At 70.9% G+C, this 23,351-nt stretch carries 20 protein-coding genes and 1 pseudogene; 6 read left to right on the forward strand and 15 right to left on the reverse strand.

The genetic code is table 11. From position 1 onward, the window contains the following. Positions 1–447: pseudogene (locus CF8_RS22585) on the reverse strand (hypothetical protein); the annotation flags it as partial. Positions 448–612: 165 nt separating this feature from the next. On the opposite strand from CF8_RS22585, the gene CF8_RS14275 reads away from it, so the two are divergent. Beyond that, positions 613–1,125: a GNAT family N-acetyltransferase gene (locus CF8_RS14275; protein ID WP_036491093.1), complete on the forward strand. Its 513-nt coding sequence runs from the start codon at positions 613–615 to the stop codon at positions 1,123–1,125. Here CF8_RS14275 and CF8_RS14280 read toward each other — a convergent pair. Both CF8_RS14280 and CF8_RS14285 read right to left on the reverse strand, forming a co-directional pair. After that, complete coding sequence (locus CF8_RS14280) at positions 1,101–1,766, reverse strand: DUF402 domain-containing protein (RefSeq protein WP_036493212.1); 666 nt, start codon at positions 1,764–1,766, stop codon at positions 1,101–1,103. The two genes, CF8_RS14275 and CF8_RS14280, sit on opposite strands and share 25 nt — an antisense overlap. 8 nt (positions 1,767–1,774) lie before the next feature. After that, entirely contained in the window at positions 1,775–2,131 is a 357-nt protein-coding gene (locus CF8_RS14285) for a DUF3499 domain-containing protein (protein WP_036491095.1), read from the reverse strand. 50 nt (positions 2,132–2,181) lie between these two features. On the opposite strand from CF8_RS14285, the gene CF8_RS14290 reads away from it, so the two are divergent. Beyond that, on the forward strand, positions 2,182–2,613 hold the full coding sequence (locus tag CF8_RS14290; protein WP_010833816.1) for a metallopeptidase family protein: 432 nt from the start codon (positions 2,182–2,184) through the stop codon (positions 2,611–2,613). Position 2,614: 1 nt separating this feature from the next. Here the strand turns inward: CF8_RS14290 and CF8_RS14295 are convergent, their stop codons facing one another. From CF8_RS14295 to CF8_RS14305, 3 genes are all read right to left on the reverse strand, one after another. Next, the gene (locus CF8_RS14295) at positions 2,615–3,973 is read right to left on the reverse strand and encodes a DUF5719 family protein (protein ID WP_010833817.1); all 1,359 of its coding nucleotides are present in this window, start codon (positions 3,971–3,973) and stop codon (positions 2,615–2,617) included. Next, entirely contained in the window at positions 3,966–6,863 is a 2,898-nt protein-coding gene (locus tag CF8_RS14300) for a glycosyltransferase family 2 protein (RefSeq protein ID WP_010833818.1), read from the reverse strand. The genes CF8_RS14295 and CF8_RS14300 overlap by 8 nt, the downstream gene beginning before the upstream one ends. Positions 6,864–6,957: 94 nt before the next feature. Further along, a complete protein-coding gene (locus CF8_RS14305) occupies positions 6,958–7,215 on the reverse strand; it encodes a WhiB family transcriptional regulator (protein WP_010833819.1) in 258 nt (85 codons plus the stop codon). Positions 7,216–7,380: 165 nt separating this feature from the next. Between CF8_RS14305 and cofD the strand changes: the two genes are divergently transcribed. The 3 genes from cofD (at position 7,381) to CF8_RS14320 (ending at position 10,165) form a co-directional block, all read left to right on the forward strand. Then, the gene (gene cofD / locus CF8_RS14310; RefSeq protein ID WP_010833820.1) at positions 7,381–8,397 is read left to right on the forward strand and encodes a 2-phospho-L-lactate transferase; all 1,017 of its coding nucleotides are present in this window, start codon (positions 7,381–7,383) and stop codon (positions 8,395–8,397) included. Between the two features lie 7 nt (positions 8,398–8,404). Beyond that, positions 8,405–9,364 (forward strand): coenzyme F420-0:L-glutamate ligase, encoded by a 960-nt coding sequence (gene cofE / locus CF8_RS14315; RefSeq protein ID WP_010833821.1) that lies wholly within the window; start codon positions 8,405–8,407, stop codon positions 9,362–9,364. 63 nt (positions 9,365–9,427) lie between these two features. Next, positions 9,428–10,165, forward strand: a complete 738-nt coding sequence (locus tag CF8_RS14320; protein WP_010833822.1) for a DUF3105 domain-containing protein — start codon at positions 9,428–9,430, stop codon at positions 10,163–10,165. An 18-nt stretch (positions 10,166–10,183) separates the two neighbouring features. On the opposite strand, the gene CF8_RS14325 is transcribed toward CF8_RS14320, so the two are convergent. After that, complete coding sequence (locus CF8_RS14325; protein ID WP_010833823.1) at positions 10,184–11,251, reverse strand: mannose-1-phosphate guanylyltransferase; 1,068 nt, start codon at positions 11,249–11,251, stop codon at positions 10,184–10,186. Between the two features lie 23 nt (positions 11,252–11,274). Between CF8_RS14325 and CF8_RS14330 the strand changes: the two genes are divergently transcribed. Beyond that, positions 11,275–11,991 (forward strand): TIGR03089 family protein, encoded by a 717-nt coding sequence (locus CF8_RS14330; protein ID WP_010833824.1) that lies wholly within the window; start codon positions 11,275–11,277, stop codon positions 11,989–11,991. On the opposite strand, the gene CF8_RS21100 is transcribed toward CF8_RS14330, so the two are convergent. The 8 genes from CF8_RS21100 to CF8_RS14370 form a co-directional block, all read right to left on the reverse strand. Continuing rightward, a complete protein-coding gene (locus tag CF8_RS21100) occupies positions 11,988–14,711 on the reverse strand; it encodes an FG-GAP-like repeat-containing protein (protein ID WP_010833825.1) in 2,724 nt (907 codons plus the stop codon). The two genes, CF8_RS14330 and CF8_RS21100, sit on opposite strands and share 4 nt — an antisense overlap. A 267-nt stretch (positions 14,712–14,978) precedes the next feature. Next, on the reverse strand, positions 14,979–15,761 hold the full coding sequence (locus CF8_RS14340; protein ID WP_010833826.1) for an ABC transporter ATP-binding protein: 783 nt from the start codon (positions 15,759–15,761) through the stop codon (positions 14,979–14,981). Then, entirely contained in the window at positions 15,761–16,675 is a 915-nt protein-coding gene (locus CF8_RS14345; RefSeq protein WP_010833827.1) for an ABC transporter permease, read from the reverse strand. The genes CF8_RS14340 and CF8_RS14345 overlap by 1 nt, the downstream gene beginning before the upstream one ends. Next, positions 16,672–18,690: a glycosyltransferase gene (locus tag CF8_RS14350; protein WP_010833828.1), complete on the reverse strand. Its 2,019-nt coding sequence runs from the start codon at positions 18,688–18,690 to the stop codon at positions 16,672–16,674. The genes CF8_RS14345 and CF8_RS14350 overlap by 4 nt, the downstream gene beginning before the upstream one ends. Continuing rightward, the gene (gene glf / locus CF8_RS14355; protein WP_010833829.1) at positions 18,687–19,877 is read right to left on the reverse strand and encodes a UDP-galactopyranose mutase; all 1,191 of its coding nucleotides are present in this window, start codon (positions 19,875–19,877) and stop codon (positions 18,687–18,689) included. Before glf ends, CF8_RS14350 begins: the two co-directional genes overlap by 4 nt. A gap of 50 nt (positions 19,878–19,927) precedes the next feature. Next, positions 19,928–20,836: a glycosyltransferase gene (locus tag CF8_RS14360; protein ID WP_010833830.1), complete on the reverse strand. Its 909-nt coding sequence runs from the start codon at positions 20,834–20,836 to the stop codon at positions 19,928–19,930. Further along, positions 20,833–21,756, reverse strand: a complete 924-nt coding sequence (locus tag CF8_RS14365) for a glycosyltransferase family 2 protein (protein ID WP_036493227.1) — start codon at positions 21,754–21,756, stop codon at positions 20,833–20,835. The genes CF8_RS14360 and CF8_RS14365 overlap by 4 nt, the downstream gene beginning before the upstream one ends. 16 nt (positions 21,757–21,772) lie before the next feature. Then, the gene (locus CF8_RS14370) at positions 21,773–23,263 is read right to left on the reverse strand and encodes an LCP family protein (protein WP_010833832.1); all 1,491 of its coding nucleotides are present in this window, start codon (positions 23,261–23,263) and stop codon (positions 21,773–21,775) included. Between the last annotated feature and the right edge of the window lie 88 nt (positions 23,264–23,351).

Genomic DNA, 23,351 nt, shown 5'->3' on the forward strand with positions numbered 1-23,351 from the left:
GCACCATGCGGTTTGCTGGTCCACGAACGTCGCTGCTTCGGGGGTGAGCCCGACGGTGGTCTGCGCGATCCGCCGCGCCCGCCACGGGGTGACCAGTCCGGCCAGCACGCCGGCCCACAGCTGTGGGAGTCGGTAGCGGAGCTCGATCACGTCGGTGAGGTAGGACCCGACCGCATCGCAGGTCTGGCCGAGCATGGTCGCGACATCAGGAATGGTGAACTCATCGATCGCCGGCGACCCTTCACCGGCGAGTGTCTTCGGGGACTGGAAGCACGCGGCCGGATCCGACGAGTCGAGGACGGGGTGCAGCGCGACCCAGTGGGCCGCCAACTGCATCGAGCGGACCTCGGAGGCGTGGCGCTGGTCCTGCTCGGCCCGCAGCGCGACCAGCACCTGCGCCGGGGTCTCCGGCAAGGTGTCGGTGCTGCTGCGGGTCGTGGTCGCCATACGAAAATCCAAGCAGGGACCACCGACAGCGGACCCCCGAAACAGCCGATTCCGGGGGGTCTGGGGAAAAAGAATTTCAAAAAGTTTGCGGGGTTTCGTGACGGTCGCTGCGCGACCTCCTCAACCGCCGAGAGCGGCTCCCGACGCACACCTGAGAATGAGAGCATGAGATCCGTGGATCTCCGTGATGTCGTGCTGACAACGCCCAGGCTGACGCTGACATCGTGGCTCCCCGGCGATGTCGGACCCTTGCTCGAGGTGCACTCGAACCCCGAGACCATGAGGTTCGTGCGCCACGGCCGCCCAGAGTCGCGAGCCGAGACCGAGCAGCTCGTCGGCTGCTACATCGCCGAGCACGCTGCTCGGGGATGGACCAAGTGGCGCCTCGCAGACGCCGAGGGCAGTGTGGTCGGGAGAGCGGGTTTCGGTGGCGACGACGCCGTTCGACAGCTCGCCTTCGTGATTCGGCGCAGCCACACCGGACGCGGGCTCGCGACGGAGATCGCCGAGGCGTTGGTGGGCTGGCATCTGTCACACGCAGACGGCGCGCAGCTCAGGGCGATCGCCGCAGTCGGGAACGACGCCAGCGTCAGGGTGCTCCAGAAGGCCGGCTTCGTCGAGGACGGGACAGAGGACTTCGACGGCATTGCCTGTCACTCGTTCGTCCACCCGTCGTGAAGGACCGACCAGACCGGATCCGGCCTGAAGCGCTCCCACCCATCACAGAACGGCGGGCCCCAGTCGGCCACGATCGCAAGGACGTCGGCAGCATCGGCCTCGATGGCCGCGGCGACAACCGGCGTGAAGACTCCCTGCGACACCGCGAGTGCGAGCTCGTCCTGGTCCTTGAGCGTCGCCGTTCGGTCGGGCGCGACGACCACGTCGAGCACGTGGTCGCTCGTGTAGAGCGTCGTCGAGTCGCGGACGTGGGGACGCTCGAGGTTCACGTACCAGCCGACGAACTCTCCGAAGACGAAGAACAGCCACACCGACCACGGGCGACCGGTCGGCGCGATCCGCAGCTGGTCGTGGCGTGCGTGCACTTCCGTCTCCGCGACGACCGGCGCCGTGAACAGAGTGCCGGGGTCATCGCGCTTGCCCCGCCCATCGGCGCGCGCGGCCCGCAGCACCGGCGTGCCCACCGGCAACCACACGACCAGTCCGGCAGCGTCGTCGCGCACCACCGTGACCGGTTGCGCGAAGTGCGGAGCGGACGTGTCCAGGACCGGGTCACCCGTGCCCAGCGGACCGGAGCCCTCCCGCCACATGACCTGCGTGCCGACAGGCCAGTACGGCGCTGTGCCGGACGGGCGCCGCACGCGACGGTTCACTCCGAGCTGAAGACCCGGAGGTGACCGCGCTTCTCACCGAGGCGGGGGTCGTCGGCGGAGTGCATCGGCGGGGCGGGCTCGGGCGGGCGCGCGGCTTCGCGGACGGCGTCGGCGAGGGCGAGCAGGTCGTCGGAGCTCGGGCCTCGGGACTTGATGTCGGAGGCGAGGCGCAGGACCTCCCAGCCACGCGGCGCGGAGAGGCGTTCGGAGTGGAGCTCGCACAGGTCGTAGGCGTGCGGTTCGGCGTAGGTCGCCAGCGGTCCGAGGACGGCGGTCTGGTCGGCGTACACATAGGTCAGCGTGTTGACGGCGCTGCGCCCGCAGGCAGTGCGCGAACAGCGACGGAGACTCACGCGCCAGACGCTACCCGCCGAGTCGCCCGCTTCGGATTAGGCTCGCGGTCGTGACTGAGGCCAGGCGGTTGACCCGCGACCGTCGTGGCCGTGGCCAGCGTGGCCCCGGCATCGTCCCGCGCGACCCGGGCGTGCCGGAGCGACCGACCCGGCGCGAACGCTTCGACCGGCTCGTCCTCGACATCGTCACCGAGGTCGACGCCCGCTGGCACCGCCAGCTCGGGATCGTGGAGTACGCCGTCGAGGACACTCCCCTGCTGCCCGACGACTGGGGCGAGGACACCGTCCCGCTGTCGTCGCTCATCCGCGGCGCGGGTGGCGACGCGAGCCGGCTCGTGCTCTTCCGGCGACCGATCGAGCACCGCTGCGAGACGCGCGCCGAGCTCGAGGCCATGGTGCTCACGCTCGTCGTCGAGCAGGTGGCCGAGCTCCTGGGCCTGCCGCCCGAGGACGTCGACCCCCGCTACACCGACCAGGGCTGAGTCAACGCAGCGCCGGCCGCACGTCCGGCACCCGGCCGGCCACCGCCAGCGTGGTCAGCGGCAGCACCGCCAGCCCGGGCGGTCCGACCTCGAGCGCGGCGACGACCCCCGACCGGTCCACCCGGAGGTCCAGGACCGCTCCGTTGCGCGGGAGCTTGAGCCGGCTGGCCATGCCCGGCGTCAGCTCGACGCGCTCGCGGGCGATCTCCTTGCCGTCGGCATCGACCACGACGTAGGTCGCCACGCCCACTCCGTCGGCGCCGGAGAGCACCAGCCGCGACGCCCCCCGCGGCAGGGCGAGCGCGGCGCGCGCAGCGACCCGCTCCCCCGCCACCGCGTGCGACAGGTCGCCGCCGGCGAGCGTGCGCAGGGAGGCGGTCACCGGTTGGGACGCGTCGAGCCGCAGCCCGAGCGCTCCACGGGCGGCGCGGCTCCCCAGCAGGTCGGTGAGCTCGACGGTCTGCGTCGAGCCGGGCGCGACGCGGATCTCGTCGGTGTCGGCCGGCGCGAACTCGCTCTCCTTGGTGATGACCTTGAGCTCGACGCGCGCCTCGCTCGTCCCGGGGTTGGCCAGCACGAGCGTGCGCTCGCCCGTCTTGCCGCCCATGCCGAGGAGGTACGCCGACGTGCCGGGCTCGCTCTGGGACGGCAGCCAGTCCCGGCTGCGCGCGCCCCGGCCGAGCTCGTCGACCTGGTCGACGACGTCGACGCCGAGCCGCCCACGCGAGACGAGCACCTGCAGTGTGAGCTCCTCACGGGTGGGCACGATGTCGGCCAGCTCGAACCGCATGGTCCGCCCGCCCGGCACGGTGACCCCGCGCAGTGCGGGGACGTCCAGTGGGCCGTCCGGCCCGAGCACGGTGACGTCGGCGACGGCCGGTCCGCCGTCGGGGTTGACCAGCTCCAGCGTGGAGGAGTGCTCGGGGGCAGCGCCCACACCGGTGAACCACTGCCCGGGCTTCGGCGCGCTGCACGAGATGGCCGACGCGGCGCCGTAGCGCACCCCGAGCAACCCGGCGGCGAGGTCGCCCTCGGCCTGCGCCACCACGGCGTCCGCCCGGCCCAGCCGACGGGTGCCGTCGAGCGCGACCTCGTCCTCGTCGGGGAGCCGGAGCGTGACGTCACCGGCGACGCCGTCGGCGTTGGCGAGCCCCACGGTGCGGGCCCCCGGCAGGGCCGGCGGGCAGACGAGCGTGGCGCGGGTGAGCGGCACGTCGGTGGGCGGGTGCGTGGTCGACGGATCGTCGAGCGGTCGCACCAGCGCCAGCGCGGCGACCGTGAGCAGCGGCACGACGATCGCGAGGATCTCGAGCGGTCCGAGGCGGCCGGTCGGCAGGGAACGTCGGGAACGGTCAGTCATCCTCGCGCGCCTTCCGCAGGGTGGGGGCGGCCAGCACCAGCACGACGACGATCGCCAGGCCCTGCACGACCAGCAGCAGGATCCGGAAGACCGAGGTGCGGCTCTCGACATCAGCGGCGGCGAGCGGGCGGTCGACCCGCCAGGCCCGGGTCGAGCGGTCCTCGGCGCTGGCCTGGTCGAGCCCGGCCGTGGCGTCGAGCCCGGCCGCGACGGCGCCGTCGGCGGGCGAGGGCAGGACGACGTACTCGATGCCGGCATCGCCGAGTGCCTTGACGACGCTCGCGGTGGGCGCCGAGACGAGCGCGCGCACCTGGGCGTCGAAGTCGGGGTCGACATCGGCGAGCGCCAGGATCTCGTCCTCGCCGAGGGTGACACCGTCGCCGCGACGGACGCGGTAGTCGACACCGGTCTCGACCGAGCCGCGGAGGACCAGCACGCCGTGCTCGTCGCCGAGCTGCGAGCTCTGCTCCATGTAGGCGGGCACCACGGTCGGCTCGGTGCGCGTGAGCGCGTCGTCCTGGTCCACGAGCCACCACCCGAGGCCGCCGAGCGGCACGGCCGCCGCGAAGACTGCGAGCAGGACGGCGAGGCCCCGCTGCCAGAGCGGGTGCGCCTGCCCGTCGTGGAGGCGCCGCAGCCAGGCCTCGGCGCCGATGACGGTCGCGATCACGGCGACGCCCTGCAGGATCACCACGAACAAGCCCAGGCTCGGCCGCGTCTCGGTCACGGGCAGCGACAGCCGCACCCAGCCGAGGACGGCGACGACGAGGGCGGCGGCGAGCGCGACCAGCCAGCAGACGAGCACCGGGACACGCGTCGAGCGCGGCACCAGCGCCATGACGGCGAGTACGGCGAGGAGCGCGCCGAGCCACCACGGTGCCCCGACGTCTCCGAGCCGGCCGGTCACCAGCCCGACGAAGTCCACGCGATCGCCCGGGAGCCGACCGGCCTCGAGCAGCAGGCCGGGCGCGGACCCGGTGGTGATGAGCGGGAGCAGCCACGGCGCCAGCAGCACGGGCACCGCGAGCAGCGAGACGACCGGCGGGCCCCACGCGTCGCGGTCCTTGAGCAGCCGGGGCGCCACGAAGGCGGCGGCACCGAACACGATGGCGGCGACGAGGAGCGCGAAGAGCCAGACACCGGGCACGAACGCCGCGCCGAGCGCCACCAGCAGGGCGGTGCGCCACGCGGCGCGCCAGCGGCCGTCGCGCTCGGGGTCGGCGAACCCGAGGGCGGCACGCGCGGCCCACGGCAGGAGGGCGGCGACGGCGACCGTGCCGAACCGACCCTCGCCCCAGGCACCGGAGGTGGCCGGCACGAGGCCGTAGGTGACGGCACCCCAGACGTGCACCCACCGCGGCAGGTCGCGGGTGTCGACCAGGTGGCCGACGACCGTCAGCAGGCGCCAGGCGCCCCAGGCAGCGAACGGGATGGCGAGCAGCATCAGCGTCGAGACCACCGCGCCCGTGCTGCCGCCGAAGAGGGTCGCGAGCAGGGCGAAGGGCAGGACGTAGGCCGGCGCGGGCACGTCGGTGCCGGTGCCGAGCGGGTGCCTGGTCTCGACGTGCAGCCGCCACCAGTCGGCCGCGTCGGCCGGCACCTGCGACAGCGCGCCGCCCGTGATCGTGCCGAAGGCCGGGCGGGCCGCGACGACGGCCAGGACGGCGAACAGGGTGAGCGCCATCGCGACCGGGTTGGTGACGAACTTCGCGACGATCCCGGAGTCCTGGAGGAACTCGTCCTCCTCGTCGGCGGGCGCACGCGAGGACCCGGCGCCCGAGGGGGCCGGCGGCTCGGCGGCGAGCTTGGCCGCCCGGCGACGCTCGGCGACGTCGGCCGCCTGGTTGGTCGCCGCTGCGGCGAGGTCGGTGACGAAGTCGAGGCCGTGGCGGTAGGGCAGCCACACCGGGGCGAGCAGGGAGCGGGCGTCGGACTCCTCACGGCGCCGGTCGACGCGCGCGCGACGGGCGGCGAGCAGGTGTCCCGGGCGCGAGTAGACCGACAGCACCGCCGCGAGCTCGTCGAGCGCCTCGCCCGGCGAGCGGACGACGAGATAGCCCAGCACGCGCAGCAGCGAGCCGAAGAACAGCCGGACGACCTGCCAGGCCAGCCAGCGCCGCGGGGCGTTGGCGAGCATGGTGAACAGGGCGGCCCGGCGCTCCTGGTAGTGCGTGTGCCGTCCGGTGAGAGGCGTGCGGCGCACGCCGCGGTGTGCCGCCTCGGCGTGGAAGACGACCGCCTGCGGGATCACCATCGTGTGGTGGCCGGCCTGCGCGGCGCGCCAGCCGAAGTCGATGTCGTTGCCGAAGATCGGCAGCTCGTCGTCGAAGCCACCGAGCTCCTCGAGCACGCGGCGGCGTACGAGCATGCCGGCGGTGTTGACCGCGAGGACGCGGCGGGCCTCGTCGTGCTGGCCCTGGTCGTACTCGCCGCGCTCGAGCCCCGTCTCGCGGTGCCCGGTGCCGGTGATCGTCAGGCCGACCTCGAGCAGCCGCCGCAGGGAGGGCCACTCGCGCAGCTTGGGACCGAGGATGTCAGCGTCGGGATATTCCTCGATCGCCAGCGTCAGGGCCAGCAGGGCGTCGGGATCGGGGTTGGCGTCGTCGTGGAGCAGCCAGATCCACTCGTCGTCGCCGGCGGGGTCCGGGGACAGCGGCGGCAGCGTCGCGAGGGCGGCACGGACGGCCTGCGGGAAGGTGGTCGCACTGTCGAGGACGTGCACGACCTGCTCACCCCAGGCGTCGCGGACGAGTGAGGCGCTGTCGTCGCGGCTGCCGGTGTCGACGGCGACGAAGGCGTCGACCGGACGGTGCTGGGCGGCCACCCCGTCGAGCACCGCGGGCAACCATCGCGCCCCGTCGTGGCTGACGAGCAGGGCAGTGACGGTCACCGGAGCACCCTAGCGAGCAGGCGGTCACGCCCTGAAATGCAGTCGCCCCGGGTCGAGGACGACCCGGGGCGCGACTGGTGTTCGGTGCTGCGACTCAGACTGCACGCTTCTTCAGCTTGCGACGCTCCCGTTCGGAGAGACCGCCCCAGATGCCGAAGCGCTCGTCATTCATCAGTGCGGACTCGAGACAATCGTTGCGGACCTCGCACGTCAGGCAGACCTTCTTGGCCTCACGCGTGGACCCACCCTTCTCCGGGAAGAAGGCTTCTGGGTCGGTCTGCGCGCAGAGCGCACGGTCCTGCCAACCCATGTCTTCGGCGTCCGGCTCAAGGAGAAACAGTTCTGCTCTCATGGCTTTCGCCCTTTCGACCCTTGGCGGTGCACGTTGTTCGTATGAACAACACTATGGGAATTACATGCCTGTCGTACCCATGAAGTCAAGCCCGAATCTGCTATGGCCCGAACGGGCCATGGGACTCGGACGTCCGGGCCACGAGCCGTAGGGCAGGCTGGTCGCATGCAGAAGATCACTGTTCTCTCCGGCGGGACCGGCGGTGCGCGCTTCCTCCAGGGCCTCCTCCACGGCATCGCGACCTCCTCCCTGCCGGGGGTGGCCCCCGACGCCGAGGTCACGGTCATCGCCAACACGGCCGACGACCTGTGGATCCACGGCCTGAAGGTCTGTCCCGACCTCGACACGGTGATGTACACCCTCGGCGAGGGCATCGACGTCGAGCGCGGGTGGGGCCGCAAGGACGAGACCTGGAGCGCGAAGACGGACCTCGAGGCGTACGGCGTCGAGTCGACCTGGTTCGGACTGGGCGACCGCGACATCGCGACCCACCTCGTCCGCAGCCAGATGCTGGAGGCGGGATACTCGCTCTCCGAGGTCACCGCGGCCCTGTGTCGCCGCTGGAGCACGGCCCCCTCCTGGGGAGGCGTCCGGCTGCTGCCGATGACCGACGACCGGGTCGAGACCCACGTCGCGATCGCCGACGCCGAGGCCCCGAGCGGCAAGCGCGTCATCCACTTCCAGGAGTACTGGGTGCGCCTGCACGCCGAGGTTCCGGCCGAGGCGCTCGCTTTCGTCGGTCTGGACCAGTCGGCGCCCGCACCCGGCGTCCTCGAGGCCATCGGCGACGCCGACCTCGTCATCCTGCCGCCGTCCAACCCGGTCGTCTCGGTCGGCACCATCCTCGGCGTGCCCGGCATCCGCGCCGCCCTGACGGCCACCAGCGCCCCGGTCGTGGGCCTCTCCCCGATCGTCGGCGACACCCACGTGCGCGGGATGGCACACCAGGTGCTCACCGCCATCGGCGTGGACGTGACCGCCGCCGCGGTGGCCGAGCACTACGGCTCGCGCGCCACCGGCGGCGTGCTCGACGCCTGGCTGGTCGACGAGACCGACGCCCACCACGTCGCCACGGTCGAGGCCGCGGGCATCGCGTGCGTCGCCGTACCCCTCATGATGACGGACCACGACGCCACCGCGGCCATGGCGGCCGCGGCGATCGAGCTGGTCCGTCCCGCGTGAGCACCCCGTGACGCACCTCGAGGTCACCGCCCCCGACGGGCTGCCCGAGATCACGCCGGCGTCCGACCTCGCGGCCCTGGTCGTCGGCGCTACGACCCTGCGCGACGGCGACGTCGTGGTCGTCACCAGCAAGGTGGTCAGCAAGGCCGAGGGCCGGGTCCGGCTCGGCGAGCGCGAGGGCGCACTCGCCGAGGAGACCGTCCGGGTCGTCGCCCGCCGGGGCCCGACCACGATCGTGCGCAACCGGCTCGGGCTGACCATGGCCGCCGCCGGCATCGACGCCTCCAACGTCACGGCCGGCTCGATCGTGCTGCTGCCCCTCGACCCCGACGCGAGCGCGCGCGGCCTGCGTGCGCGCCTCCACGAGCTCACCGGCGCCAACGTCGGCGTCGTCATCACCGACACCGCCGGGCGGGCGTGGCGCGAGGGCCAGACCGACATCGCCATCGGTGCGGCCGGGCTGCGCGTCACGGTGGACCTCGCCGGCCGGGTCGACGGCTACGGCAACGACCTCGCCGTCACGCTGCCGGCCGTCGCCGACGAGATCGCCGGCGCCGCCGACCTCGTGCAGGGCAAGCTCGCCGGCCGGCCCGTCGCCGTCGTGCGCGGCCGCGCCGACCTCGTCCTTGCGATCGGCGACGACGGTCCCGGTGCCGGCTCGCTGATCCGGCCCGAGGGCTCCGACCTCTTCGCGTACGGCGCTCGTGAGGCCGTCGTCCGGGCGCTGATCGGCGCCGACGACGACCGGGCGCCCTTCGGCCGGCCCGTCGAGGCCGACGAGCTGGCGGCGGCCGTCTCCCGGGTGGTGGGCGGCGCGTCGCCGTACGCCGAAGGCACCCTCACGCTGCCCGCGGCCGCCGAGCAGCACGCCGTCGCGGCCGTCTGCTTCGCGCACGGCTGGCGCCTGGACGCGTGGCTGCCGGGCGTTTCGGGAGTGGTGGCGCACGTCTCACCGACGACTCCGTAGACTCTGCCCCCGACCCCGCCTGAACACAGGGCGAGCCCACCGACTTCGAGAGACTCACCGACCGTGGCCAAGAAGGACAGGACCGACCGTCAGGCGGTCATCGACTCCATCCGCAGCAAGCAGAAGGGTGCCGAGAAGCGGCGTGGCTACGCCATCGTCGGCATCTGCGCCACCATCGCCCTGCTGATCGTCGGCGCCGCGGCCTACCAGCCGATCAAGGACTGGTACGACCTGCGCGGGTTCGAGGAGCAGGGGCTCGACGAGATCGGCGCGGCGGCCGACGCCTGCGGTGAGATCACCACCAAGAAGGCCAACGGCTCCCAGGAGCACGTCGACCCGGGCACCCCGATCTCCTACGAGGACTCGCCCCCGGCCTTCGGCCAGCACTACAACGTGTGGGACACGATCGACCGCAAGCTCTACACCAGCAGCGACCGCCCCGACGTGGGCGAGCTCGTGCACAACCTGGAGCACGGCTACACGATCCTCTGGTACGACGCGACCGTGGCCGAGAGCGACGCGATGATGGACGACCTGCGGGGCATCGCCTCCAAGTTCGACGACAACGCCAACTACCGCAACAAGTTCAAGGCCGTGCCGTGGACCTCCGAGGACGGCGAGCCCTTCCCCGGTGACGAGCACGTCGCGATGACCCACTGGTCGGTCGGCGGGGCCGGCGAGTCCGCCGCCGACAAGCAGGTCGGTGTCTTCCAGTACTGCTCGGCTCCCAGCGGCGCGGCGCTGGAGGACTTCATGAAGAAGTACCCCTACACCGACTCCCCGGAGCCGGACGCGATCTGAGTCCTCGAACGACGCACCTCACGTGAGGTGTCCGTGGCCGTCCTCCTTGAGGGCGGCCACGATCGATTTCACGTCCTGCGCCCGCTCGAGCGTGGTCACCAGCAGCGCGTCGCCGGTGTCGACGACCACGACGTCCTGCAGTCCGACCACGGCGACCGTCCGACCTCCGTGGGGCACGACCAGGCCGCTGGCGTCGATGGTTCGCACGAGCCCGGCGTCGCCGAGCACGGTCACCGCGTCGTCGCCCACCAGAAGGCCCTCGAGCGAGGCGAAGTCGCCGATGTCGTCCCAGCCGAACGTTCCCGGGACGACCGCCACGCGGCCGGCGGCGGCCGCTGGCTCGGCCACGGCGTGGTCCACGGCGATCCTGGGCAGCGTCGACCAGAGCTCGGCCAGGGTCGACGGGTCGGCGGCGATCGCGCGCAGGGTGGCCGCGAAGTCGGGGTCCTGCTCCGCGAGCAGGTCCAGCAGCACTCCGGGTCGTACGACGAACATGCCGGCGTTCCAGCGACAGCCGTCGGCGACGTACGCCGCTGCGACCTCGGCCGAGGGCTTCTCGACGAACTCCCGGACGGCGAAGGCACCGGTGACGTCGTCGAGCGCGTCGCCGACGCGGATGTAGCCGAACCCGGTGGCGGGGTGGGTCGGCTCGATGCCGATGGTCACCAGCCAGCCGGCGCGAGCCGCCTCGACCGCCGTGGCGGCGGCTGCGTGGAAGGCCTCGGTGTCGGTGATCACGTGGTCGGCGGCGAAGGAACCCATCACCGCATGGGGGTCGCGGACCTCGAGGAGGGCCGCAGCCAGCCCGATCGCGGCCATCGAGTCACGCGCCGAGGGCTCGGCGACCACCGCGTCCGCGTCGAGCTCGGGCAGCTGGGCCGTGACAGCCGCCCGGTGCGCCTGCCCGGTGATGACGAGCATCCGGTCCTCGACCAGCGGGGCCAGCCGGTCATGGGTGGCCTGGATGAGGGTGCGGCCGCTGCCGGTCAGGTCGTGCAGGAACTTCGGCGAGTCCTGCCGGGACAACGGCCACAGGCGCGTGCCCGCACCACCGGCGGGGACCACGGCCCAGAAATGCTCGATCATGGCCGCAACCCTAGGGTGTGCCCGTGACGACGTTCTCCGCCGAGCTGGCCCGACAACTGCGTGGTGACGCGGGTCGCCCGTTCATCACCTTCTACGACCACGCCACCGACGAGCGGGTCGAGCTGTCGGTGACGACCTACGCCAACTGGGTGGCCAAGGCGGCGGGGCTGCTCGTCGAGGAGGGCGACCTCGAGCGCGGGATGCGGCTGCGCATCGACCTGCCCACTCACTGGCTCGCCCCGGTGTTCATGGCCGCCGCCTGGACGGTCGGGCTGGCGCTCACGGACGACGACGACCCGGACGCCGTCGTGTGCGGTCCCGACACCCTGGCCGACTGGGCCGAGCGGGCCGACGACCTGCCGGTGCTCGCGTGCAGCCTGCGCCCGCTCGGGGTGCGGTTCGCGGAGCCGGTCCCGGCCGGCGTGCACGACGTCGGCATCGAGATCTGGACCCAGCCCGACGCCTTCTCGCCGTGGGACCCGCCGACCGGCGACGACGTCGCGTGCGACCTCGAGGGCCTGCGCCGGACGCAGGGAGAGCTGATGGAGGCGGCCGCCGCCGGGAGTCTCCTCACCGACGGCGGCCGTCTCTTCTCGGGGACGAACCCGGCTTCCCCACCGGGGATCGTCACCCTCACCGAACCGCTCGCACGCGGCGGTTCGCTGGTCCTGGTGCGACATCTCGCTGCCGAGCGGTCGCAGTCGACGTACGACGCTGAGCGCGCCACCCACCGGGTCTAGCCGGCGAGGTTGTAGGCCCCCATCCCCTCACCGAGGAAGCGCGGACGCGCGACCCCGGAACGGGTGCCGGAGTAGAGGTAGAGGTAGCCGGTGCTCGGCTGCCGCACGAGGTAGTCGCCGGCCCCCTTGGCCTTGATGTCGCTGACCGGGATCACCCAGTCGAAGGGCGTCAGGTCGGTGGGCAGCCCGGTGCGGGCCACCGAGCGTCCTGCCACCGCGCGGCCCGCGCTGATGGCCGTGCCCGTGCCGGCGAAGACCGACAGTGCGCCGCCCGGGGGCGTGCCGAGCAGGTCCGGGAAGCCGTCGCCGGTCACGTCGCCCACGGCCGTGATCCCGGCGATTCCACCGAATCCGGACCCGATCGCCGTCGGCGAGGCGAGCTGGCCTGCACCGTTGCCGCGGTAGAGCCACAGGCTGCCGTCGGTGCGGCGGGTGATCACGTCACCGGCGCCGTCCCGGTCCCAGTCGCCGGCGTTGATGATCATGTCCGCGTCGGCGATGACCACGCCGGTGTCGATCGGGGCGCCCAGCTCGAAGGTGCCCTTGTGCGGCACGACGACCAGGCTGTTGCCCTTCACGCCGACCAGATCGGGCGCGCCGTCACCGACGAGGCTGCCGGCCGACGTCAGCGAGCGCAGGGACCGCATGTTGGCCGCGGGACCCAGCGGCAGCGAGAAGGTGCCGTCACCGTGTGCGAGGTGGATGTAGACCTTGCCCTTGGCGCTGCGCGCGACCAGGTCGCCGCGCCCGTCGCCGTTGAAGTCGGCTCCGCCGGTGATCCGGTTGTACGCCGACCACGACCCGGGCACCGCGGAGCGGTCGCCGAACTTCCCCGTTCCCGAGCCGGCGTACGAGAAGAGCCGGCCCTTGGCGTCGCGGGCGAACACGTCGGGTGCACCGTCACTGTTCTGGTCGCCGACACCGATGAGCTGGGTGTAGTTGCCCAGGCCCTTGCCGAGCACCGAGCGGAGGAAACCGCCCTTCTTCGTCCCGAGGAGGGCGACCATGCGGCCCTTGTGCCGGGCGACGAGGTCGTTGCGGCCGTCCTTGTTGAGATCGCCGACCGCCGTCATCAGCGTGTGGTCCTTCGTGGTCTTGACGACCTTGGAGGTGGCCTTGAACTTGCCGTTGCCCTTGCCGGGGCGGATCCGGAGCACGCCCTGCTTGCTGGTCGAGACCAGGTCGAGCACGCCGTCGCCGGTGACGTCGGGCGAGACCAGCACCTCGGGACGGTTGGCCCAGCCCTTGGCGGAGGTCACCGACGCCTTGCTGAACGACGTCAGGCCACCGGTGGGCAGGATGAGCGCGCGGTTGTCGGCGGCGCTGCGCACGACCATGTCGGGGTAGGCGGCTCCGACCAGGTTGGACTGCGGCGCCGGGTCGGTGATCTGGACCGGCGGCGGCGGGGCCGGGGCTGCCGGTGCGGCCGAGGAGGCGTAGGCCCGGATGTTGGGGAGCTTGGCGTAGAGGTAGCGGCCGGGGCACGCGGTCTTGCCGGCGTCGCGGTGACCGCTGATCGCCTGGAACGTGGACTTGCCGACCTGCTGGGCGGTCGAGGCGGGGTTGACGCCGTTGATGGCGAGCTTCCAGGCGAAGAGCGCGCCGTAGGACTGCAGCATCACCTCGGGGGGCTGGACGACGTCGAAGTTCCCGATCGCCGACATCGCGAAGGAGTAGTCGTTGTAGCCGAGGGTGTGGGCGCCGACGACGTTCTTGTCGACGCCGCCGTAGCGGCCCTCCCAGATGCGACCGAAGCGGTCGACGAGGAAGTTGTAGCCGATGTCGCTCCAGCCCCGGGACTTCACGTGGTAGGCGTAGATGCTGCGCATGATCGCCGGCACCTGGGCCTCGGTGTAGTCGTTGGCGTTGACCGTGTGGTGCACGAAGCCGGCGCTGACCGTGCCGTAGCGCAGCGACGACTTGTTGCGGATCGACTCGTCGGCGCCCCACTGGGCGCGGCTGTAGATGGTCGGCATGGCCGGAGCGGTGCGCGCCGCGCGGAGCGAGATGGCGCCCTCGCTGCGGTCCTCGAACTCCTCGTCGTAGGAGCCCTGCGTCTGGCTGCCCGACTGGGTGCCGGACTCGGCCGGCGCCTCGGTCTCGGTGTCCTCGGCGGTGCCGGGCTCCACCACTGCGAGCTTGAGGTCGGCCGGCAGCGCGGTGGCGGCCTCGCCGTCGACCGCAGCCTTGACCTGGACGTCGTCGACGTCGCCGATGATCACCGGGTCGGTGCCCGGGCGGGCAGCGGCGGCTTCTGCCGTGTCCGCGTCGGGGGCGTGGTCGTCGTGGTAGTCGATCGTGCTCCAGCCGCTCCACGTGCCGTCCTGGCGCGTGCGGACGAGCACGGTGATGCCGCCCTCGGGGATCTCCTGGCCATGGGCCCAGGTGACACCGACCGCGCCGTAGCCGGAGACGCTCTGCGGCCGGCTGGTCACGTGGTCAGCGGCGGCCGAGCCGCGCATCAGCGTCGATCCGGCCAGCGGGCGGGCATCGCCGCTCTGCGTGGTCAGCGGCACCTCGGTGACCTCGGAGGGGACGGCCGCCGTCGGCACGGTGGCCGAGGCCAGCGCGCCGGTCAGCGCCGGGGCGCCTCCCGGGGCGGGGGCTCCCACGATGTCGAGAGACAGGACACCTGCTGCCGGGGTGAGCACAGCAAGGACCACACCGAGGGCCAGCAGCTGCTGGCACGCAGTGACGAAACGGGCTTGAACAGGACGCATAAGTAACGACTCCAAGTGCGCGGGGAAGGTCACACAGGAAGCAACAATCACACCAGTCACTCTGGTTCGCCAGAGTTCGTGAGTAACTACAACGTTGTAATTTCCACTCGCCACGCCGATGACTTTGCGAAATGTCAAGTTTTGACGCTGATATTCGCACGCAACGACGCCGCGCGGGGTAGTTCAGTGAGGGTTGGTGGCCGTCAGGACGAAATCCGACGAACTCTCACTGAACTACCCCGCGCGGGGGTGACGTGGCGCGGCGACTCAGATGTCGGCGCCGAGCCCGTCGTCGGAGGAGGCCTTGCCGCGCTCCTCGTCGTCATCGTCGTCGTAGTGCAGGAACGCGATGCCCTCCTCGACGTCGCCGTCGAAGGCGAGCTTGCCGTGGTCGAGGACGAGCACGCGGCTGCACAGGTTGCGCACGGAGCCGGGGGCGTGCGAGACGTAGAACATCGTCACGCCGGACTTCACGATCTCGTCCATGCGCTTCTTGCACTTGCGCTTGAACGGCCGGTCCCCCACGGCGAGGGCCTCGTCGGCGATGAAGATGTCGGCGTCGACGTTGATCGCGACCGCGAAGCCCAGGCGGGCCTTCATCCCCGAGGAGTAGTAGGCGACCTCGGTGTCGAGGAACTTGCCGAGGTCGGCGAAGTCGACGATCTCGTCGAACTTGCGCAGCGTCTCGTTGCGCGACATCCCGAGGATGGCGGCGTTGAGGAAAAGGTTGTCGCGCCCGGTCAGCTGCGGGTCGAAGCCCGCGCCGGTGGCGATCAGGCCGGCGATCCGGCCACGGGTCAGCACCGAGCCGGCGTCGGGACGCATCACGCCGCTGACGAGCTTGAGCAGGGTGGACTTGCCGGAGCCGTTGAGCCCCATCAGCCCGATCGCCTCGCCCTCCTGGACGGTGAAGGAGACGTCGTCGACGGCGTTGAAGACGTCGTGGGTCTTGCGTCCCCGTGCCTTCGCGAGCGCGAGCTGCTTGAGCGAGCGGTGGTAGGACATCGTGAACGACTTGGTGGCGTTCTCCACCTGGATCATCGTCGTCATCAGAGGCGCTCCGGGACCTTGGCCTCGAGGCGCGAGAAGAGCCGCTGGGCGAGCACGACGCCGACCAGGGCGATCAGCGTCATCACCAGGCCGCGGGTGTAGAGGTCGCCCGGCAGGTGCAGCGCCTGGGTGTAGGTCGGGTCGCTGGTGGTGCCGGTCCAGAACCCGCGCTGGATGAGCAGCACGGCCTCCGCCATCGGGTTGAAGAGGTAGTAGGAGGCGATCGGCTCGCCGAAGCGGTCCTGCACCAGCGTGTAGGGGTACATCATCGGCACGCTGAACGTGACGAACTGGGTCAGCGTCTGGGCGACCTTGCCGAAGTCGCGCATGAAGACGTTGGCCACGCTGAACACCAGGCCGAGCGCGAGCCCGAGGAGCGCCACGAGCAAGAAGCCGAGCAGCGCCGCGGCCATGCCGGCAGCGTCGGGCCGCCAGCCCAGCAGCACGCAGACGAACACCAGGATCACCATCATCGGGAAGGTGTGCCAGGCCGCCACGAGCATGCGGGCGACCGGGAACATCTCGCGGGGTACGGCGAGCTTGGTGATCAGCGACCGGTTCTGCACCAGCGACTGGGTGCCGCCGTTGAAGGTCTCGGTGAAGAAGTGCACCATCACCATGCCGGCGAACAGGTGCACGGCGAAGTTCTCCATGCCGGCACCACGACCGACCATCACCTGGAACAGGAAGTAGAACAGGCAGAAGCGGATCGCGGGCTGCAGGTAGCTCCAGGTCCACCCCAGCACCGTGCCCTGGTAGCGCGACTGGATGGTGTTGCGCACCAGCATCCGCAGCAGGTAGCGGCGGCGGACGACCTCAGCCAGACCCGTCGCCGCCGGCGGCACCAGCGGCAGCGCCTCCAGCTCCTCGGGGGTGCTGCGACGCCGTACCGGCGACGGTGAGCCTGTGGTCATTTCCACGGCTCGAAGGTCTTCTCCCACGCCTCCGGTGAAGTGATGTCGCCCAGGGCTGCGCGATATTCGGCGGCCAGGCGCGGCCACTCCCGCTGGAACTTCGCGTGGATCTCGACGGTGCGCTTCATCAGCTCGCGGAACTTCTCGGGGTCGCGCTGGTAGAGCGCGGCCGAGGTGCCGTCGGGCATCGAGACGACGGCCGAGTCGTAGCGAGCGATGCGGTACCACTTCGCGTCCATCGCCGGGATCTCGGCCTCGGGGTTGCGCTGCGCGGTCGGCCGCACCGACTTGAGCTGGCGCAGCGGCATCGTGGCCGCGCGGACCAGTAGCGACTTGCGGCTCGGCACCCCGGAGTCGTCCTTGCCCTTGCGCGGGGGCTTGTGGCGGCGTACGGCGGGGAAGCTGTCGGGATCGGCCTGCAGCTGGGCATCGGTGAACTGCTTGCGGAACGCGTTGACCTCGGCGAGCTTGCCGGGGAGCATCTCGTGCAGGCCGTAGGGACCCGCCAGCACGTCCTCGAGCGCCTTCAGCCGGAGCTCGACCGTGGAATATTGCATCGAGACCAGGTGGGCGACCTGGTGGTTGAGGCTCTCGCGCACCATGCGGCCGCCCCGCTCGTAGGCCGAATGGAGCAGCGCCGCCACGAACCGGTTGCGCTGGTGGAAGTAGGCCTGCCAGTCGAGGGCGTCGTTCTTGTCGGTCCACGGGATGTGCCAGACGGCCGCACCGGGGAGCGAGACGGTCGGGTAGCCGGCGGCCTTGGCGCGCAGGCCGTACTCGGAGTCGTCCCACTTGAGGAACAGTGGCAGGCTCAGCCCGATCTCCTCGAGCACCTGGCGCGGGATCAGGCACATGAACCAGCCGTTGTAGTCCACGTCGACGCGCTTGTGCAGCCAGCGCGTCGAGCGCAGGTTGCGGGCGCCGAAGTCCCAGTCCTGGAACACGCCGGGGGCCGAGAGCCACCAGAAGCGCCACGGCGTGATGACCTCGCCGAAGCTGTGCAGGCGGGTGCGGGCGTAGATGGAGAACATGTGGCCGCCCACGATCGTGGGGCGGCGGGCGAGGTCACCGAAGGTGATCGATCGGATGATGCCCTCGGGCTCGCAGATGACGTCGTCGTCCATCATCATCGCGTAGGTCGCGGTGCCCTTGCGGACCGACTCGAGCTGGCCGCGGGCGTAGCCGCCGGAACCACCGAGGTTGCCCTGGACGATCACGCGCAGCTTGTCGCCGAGCGCCTCGGCCGCCGCGGGGTAGAACTCGGAGTCCTGCATCAGCTGGGTGCCCTGCTCCATCACCATCACCTCGTCGAGGTAGGGACGGAGCTCGGGGGTGCTGCCCAGCTGACCGATGAGCTTGGCCACGAAGTCGGGCCGGTTCATGGTGGTGATGCAGAGGTCGACGGTGCCGTGATCGGCGCGGTCCTCGGGGACCTCGGCGGTCCACTCGGCCGAGCGGACGACCACGTCGTACTCGCCGGCGACGACGTCGTACCAGTACCAGCCGCCGTCCACGAAGGGCTTGAGCGGCAGCTCGAAGATGAAGGTCGAGCTCTCCTCCGAGCCCGTGGTCACGGTCTCGACGCGCTGCGAGCGGCCGTTGGCCATCGAGCGGTAGACGGTGACGGTCGCCCCGGCACCCTCGATCTTCAGGGTCAGCGTGACGTCGGTGACGATGGTGTAGCGCCGCCAGTAGGACGCCGGGAACGCGTTGAAGTAGGACCCGAAGGAGATCCGCTGCTCCATCGGCAGGTGCAGCGCCTCGCGGTCGAGGATCTGGTCGGGGTGGATGCTCACCCCGGTCGAGGTCGACTGGCGCATCTGGGCGCTGTTGAGGTCCTGGGCTGCCCGGCTCGATCCGACCTCGTACTTGTCGGCGTCGAGGACCGCGGCCTCCGGGTCGACGTACAACCGGAAGACGTCGGTGTCGCCGTCGATCGGCAGGACCTGTCGCTGGAGCAGACGGGTCACCGTCGCTGCCGCGCTGTGCTTGGGCTTGGTGGCGGTCGTCGTCATTCGTCCACTCCTCCGCTCGTGAGCGGCACTCCGTCGACGAAGTGCGGCTTGAGCTTGTTGTCGAACATCGACAGCGCCGACCCGATGGCCATGTGCATGTCGAGGTACTTGTAGGTGCCGAGTCGACCACCGAAGAGCACCAGCGGCTCCTTCTTGGCCAGGTCGCGGTACTTCAGCAGCTTCGCGCGGTCGTCGGCGGTGTTGATCGGGTAATAGGGCTCGTCGTCGTCCTCGGCGAACCGGCTGTACTCGTGGACCACGATGGACTTGCCGGGCAGGTAGGTGCGCTCGGGGTGCAGGTGCTTGAACTCGAGCACGCGGGTGAACGGGACGTCCGGGTCGTTGGCGTTGACGACGCCGGTGCCCTGGTAGTCGTCGACGTCGACGGTCTCCTGCACGAGGTCGACCGTGCGCCACGACAGGCGGCCCTCGGAGTTGTCGAAGTATTCGTCGACCGGGCCGGTGTAGACGACCGGCACCTTGCCCTTGAACTCGTCCTGCACGTCGAACCAGTCGGTGTCGACACGCACCTCGATGTTGGGGTGGTCGGCCATCTTGTTGAGCCACGCGGCATAGCCCTCGGTGGGCAGGCCCTCGTAGGTGTCGTTGAACCAGCCGTCGGCGAACGTGTAGCGGACCGGGAGGCGCGTGATGATGTCGGCACTCAGCTCGGTCGGGTCGGTCTGCCACTGCTTGGCGGTGTAGCCCTTGATGAACGCCTCGTAGAGCGGGCGCCCGATCAGGCTGATCGCCTTCTCCTCGAGGTTGCTGGCCGTCGCGGTGTCGAACTCGCTGGCCTGCTCGGCGATCAGGGCGCGCGCCTCGTCGGGGGTGTGGGCCTTGCCGAAGAACTGGTTGATCAGGCCGAGGTTCATCGGCAGCGAGTAGACCTGCCCCTTGTACTTGCCGAAGACCCGGTGCCGGTAGTTCGTGAACGTCGTGAAGCGGTTGACGTACGCCCACACCCGCTCGTTCGACGTGTGGAAGAGGTGGGTGCCGTACTTGTGCACCTCGATCCCGGTCTCCTCGTCGATCTCGCTGTAGGCGTTGCCACCGAGGTGGTAGCGCCGCTCGAGCACCAGGACCTTGAGGCCGAGCTCGGTGGCGCAGCGTTCGGCGATGGTGAGGCCGAAGAAACCGGATCCGACGACGACGAGGTCTGGCTGGGAAATCGAGCCCTGGGACAAGGGGGTTACTCCTGAGGTGTGGACGTGCCGGAAAGTCAGGCGCCGCGAGTCTAGCGAGGAGGTGCGGCGGATCCGGAAAGGCTGCGCATCCCCCGTGCCGACCGAATGGCCCGGATCACGTTGCCCGCCTCGCCGCGACCGCCGCGGACCGGGCTGAGCAGCACGACGACGACCATGATGAGCCACGGCTTGAGGCGGACGAGCACGTTGTCGCCGTACCGGAAGTGCACGACGAACAGGTTGCGGAACATGTAGAAGCCCTTCCAGCCAGCCATGTCGTGCTGCTGGTTGAAGTCGAGCTGGCGGACGAGCCGCGCGTCGCGCACGGCCCAGATGCGGAACCCGGCCCGGCGGGCGCGGATCGCGAAGTCGACGTCGTCGTAGAAGATGAAGAACTCCGGGTCGGGGAAGCCGATGGCCGTCACCACCTCGCGGCGCACCATGAAGCCCTCGAAGGCGACGTTCTCGACCTCGACGCGCTCCGGCAGGTCCGCCCGGGTGGCGTACGTCGAGTCGACACTCGCCGTCTTGGGCCGGATGGCCAGGGGGTTGGCCAGGTCGAAGCGAATGGCCGCCTTCTCCACGAGGTTGCCGTCGAGGTCGTCGCGCACCGCCATCAGGCAGGCCTCGTCGGTCGCCATCAGCACCGCGAGGCAGTCCGGGTCGGGCACCACGTCGTCGTCCATCAGCCAGATGCGGTCCCAGCCGGCGTCGTACGCCGCTCGCATCCCGACATGGAAACCGCCGGCGCCGCCGAGGTTGCTCTCGGTGGTGGTGACGTGGAGGGGCAGGTCGGTGCGGGCGTCGAGCACCGAGCGCGTGTGGTCGGTGCTGGCGTTGTCGATGACGATCACCGCATCGGGCAGGTGCGTCTGGGCAGCGAGCCCGTCGAGCATGCCGACCAGCAGGTCGGCCCGGCTGTAGGTGACGATCACGACCGCCACGGTCTCGCTGGTCACGTCAGGAACCTCTCGTGGCCGTCGTACTCCCCCGCCAACCCGTCCCGCATCGCGCGGGCGCTGAGCTTGAGCCGGGCCAGGCTGGGCCTGGTGAACGTGTAGAACCAGATGGTCTTCGCCACGAACGCCAGCGCGTGCAGCGGACCCCGGTAGTCACGGAGGTTGACGAGGTTGTTGCGAGCCATGCAGTAGTGCTTGAGCTCGCTCGGGCTGTGGTTGTAGGTCGTGCGGCCGAACGCCATCGGCGTGCCGAGCTCGCCCACGCTGGGGTGTCGCACGACCGCGTCGGTCACCGTCGCGACGCGGGCGCCTGCCTCGCGGGCTCGCCAGAGGTATTCGACGTCGTCGCCCCAGATGAAGAACTCCTCGCGGGGCAGCCCGATCCGGTCGACGAGCTCGCGGGTGACGAGCACCCCGTTGAAGGGGATGACGATGTCGGCCAGCACGCCGTCCCGGTCCTTGGCCCGGACCTGCGCCACGGTGCGCAGCGCGGTCGGGCTGCCGGGCGGGCGGACCGGGAAGACGAGGGTGTCGCTGTCCTCCTCGTCCACGACGAGCGGGCCCCAGAAGTCGTAGTCGTGCTCGAGCAGCCGGCCGAGGCAGTCCCGGTCGGGCAGGCCGTCGTCGTCCATCAGCCAGACCAGGTCGGCATCGCGGTCGAGGGCCCAGCCGAGGCCGTCGTGGAAGCCGCCCGCACCGCCGCGGTTGCGCTCGAGGGTGCGCGCCAGCACCGGGGTCTCCCCCGTCGTCGGGACGCCGGCCAGCCAGGCACCCGTGCCGTCGGTCGAGGCGTTGTCGATCACCAGCACCTCGTCGAGCCCGGCGACCTCGCCCAGCCGCTCGACCAGCCGTTGCACGAGGGCGAGCCGGTTGAAGGTGACGACGACCGCTACGACGCGTCGATCCGGTCCGTGGGCCACGCCGTACACCCTAGGGTCAGCAGACCGATCCGAGGTCGTCGGCCTGGTTCGCGGCGTAGCCCTCCTTGAGCGAGCCCAGGGAACCGCCCGTGACAGGCGGCGTCGGGGTCGCTGCCGGTGCCTTGGTGCCGGCGCCGCCCTCGGCCGGCGCCGTAGCGACGTCCTCGGTGGCCGGTGCCGGAGTCTCGCCCTCGGCCCGGTCGATCGCGTCGGCCACCATCGCGTGCACGACGTCGATGTCGGGGTCGGCGGTGACGACCTTCGGCGGCACGAGGCTGACGGTGCCGATCTTCTGCGACTTGGCCTTGATCGCCAGGTCGAGGAAGCGGTCGACCTCGCTCTTCGGCACGTTGGTCGAGATCATCTGTGACGACGCCGCCGCGATCTTGGAGAAGTTCCGCAGGGCGTCCTGGGGGCTGATCTGCTGGAGCATGGCGTTCATGACGCACTTCTGCCGCGCCATCCGCGAGTAGTCGTCCGACCCGTCGCGGGCCCGCGCGAACCACAGCGTGTCCATGCCGTCGAGCTTGCGGGTGCCGGGCTCGATGAAGCGGTAGAAGTCGTCGGAGGGCAGTCCCACGGGGATCCGGTCACGGACGGTCAGCGTGACGCCGCCGACGGCGTCGACGAGGCTGCGGAAGCCGGCGAGGTTGACCATCGACCAGTAGTTGATCTCCAGGCCGGTGATGCCCTCCACGGCCATCACGGTCGCGTCGACACCGGGCGTCCTGGAGCCCTTGAACAGGTCGGTGTGGTCGCCGGCCCAGGTGCTGACGCCGTTGAGGTAGCAGTCGTCGCAGTCGAAGCCCTTCGGGAACTGCTCGGCCATGACCGAGCCCTCGGCGAAGGGGAAGTTGGCCATGTTGCGCGGCAGGCCGACCAGCACGGTCTTGCCGGTGCGCGCGTCGATGCTGGCCACGGTCAGTGAGTCGGGGCGCAGCCCCCAGCGCCCGGCGCCGGCGTCCCCGCCGAGCAGCAGCACGTTGAAGCGACCGTCGTGGGCGCCGACGACGTCGCCGTCCCCGAACATCGTGATCATGAAGTTTCGCTGCACGCCGGCCATGTGGGCGCCGAAGAGCAGCGCCGCGACCACGGAGAAGCAGAGGACACCGTTGACACCGACCACGGCGAGCCGGTGCTGGCGCTGCAGGCCGAGCGGCTGCCCGAGCCGCCACGCATCCATGAACAGCAGCGCCCAGCCGACGGCGAGCGCCATCAGCACGATCCGCACCAGTCCGAGCACCCAGGTGTTGGAGATCGCCCAGAAGGCGAAGCCGTGCGAGAAGTAGGAGATGACGACCGACAGCAGCCCCGTCGCGATCAGTCCGAGCCAGACGCGCATCGCGATGCGGCCCACCCGTCTGTTGCCGGCGACGAGCTGGGCGGAGCCGGGGACCAGCACGGTCATGACCATCAGCGCGACGGCGCGGCGGAAGCGGACGCGCTGCGCGCGGTCCAGGGTCGTGAACCGGGCGACCTGCGACCCGGGGGAAGATGCGGGCGGCATCAGGGTGCTCCTCTGCTGGGGGAAGTCAGCAGAGCCAGTATCACCAGTCACACGCGTTACATGCGGGTCCGACGCGCCGTGATCCTCA

The sequence above is a fragment of the Nocardioides sp. CF8 genome (genome assembly GCF_000389985.1).
Taxonomy (GTDB): Bacteria; Actinomycetota; Actinomycetes; order Propionibacteriales; family Nocardioidaceae; genus Nocardioides; species Nocardioides allogilvus.

What these genes read in the sequence shown, in the direction of transcription:
- CF8_RS14350 (WP_010833828.1), bottom strand. Translation starts at nt 18,690, where the DNA reads ATGACGACGACCGCCACCAAGCCCAAGCACAGCGCGGCAGCGACGGTG.
- cofD (WP_010833820.1), top strand. Translation starts at nt 7,381, where the DNA reads ATGCAGAAGATCACTGTTCTCTCCGGCGGGACCGGCGGTGCGCGCTTC.
- CF8_RS14340 (WP_010833826.1), bottom strand. Translation starts at nt 15,761, where the DNA reads ATGACGACGATGATCCAGGTGGAGAACGCCACCAAGTCGTTCACGATG.
- CF8_RS14325 (WP_010833823.1), bottom strand. Translation starts at nt 11,251, where the DNA reads ATGATCGAGCATTTCTGGGCCGTGGTCCCCGCCGGTGGTGCGGGCACG.
- CF8_RS14345 (WP_010833827.1), bottom strand. Translation starts at nt 16,675, where the DNA reads ATGACCACAGGCTCACCGTCGCCGGTACGGCGTCGCAGCACCCCCGAG.
- CF8_RS14275 (WP_036491093.1), top strand. Translation starts at nt 613, where the DNA reads ATGAGATCCGTGGATCTCCGTGATGTCGTGCTGACAACGCCCAGGCTG.
- CF8_RS21100 (WP_010833825.1), bottom strand. Translation starts at nt 14,711, where the DNA reads ATGCGTCCTGTTCAAGCCCGTTTCGTCACTGCGTGCCAGCAGCTGCTG.
- CF8_RS14305 (WP_010833819.1), bottom strand. Translation starts at nt 7,215, where the DNA reads ATGAGAGCAGAACTGTTTCTCCTTGAGCCGGACGCCGAAGACATGGGT.
- CF8_RS14370 (WP_010833832.1), bottom strand. Translation starts at nt 23,263, where the DNA reads ATGCCGCCCGCATCTTCCCCCGGGTCGCAGGTCGCCCGGTTCACGACC.
- CF8_RS14295 (WP_010833817.1), bottom strand. Translation starts at nt 3,973, where the DNA reads ATGACTGACCGTTCCCGACGTTCCCTGCCGACCGGCCGCCTCGGACCG.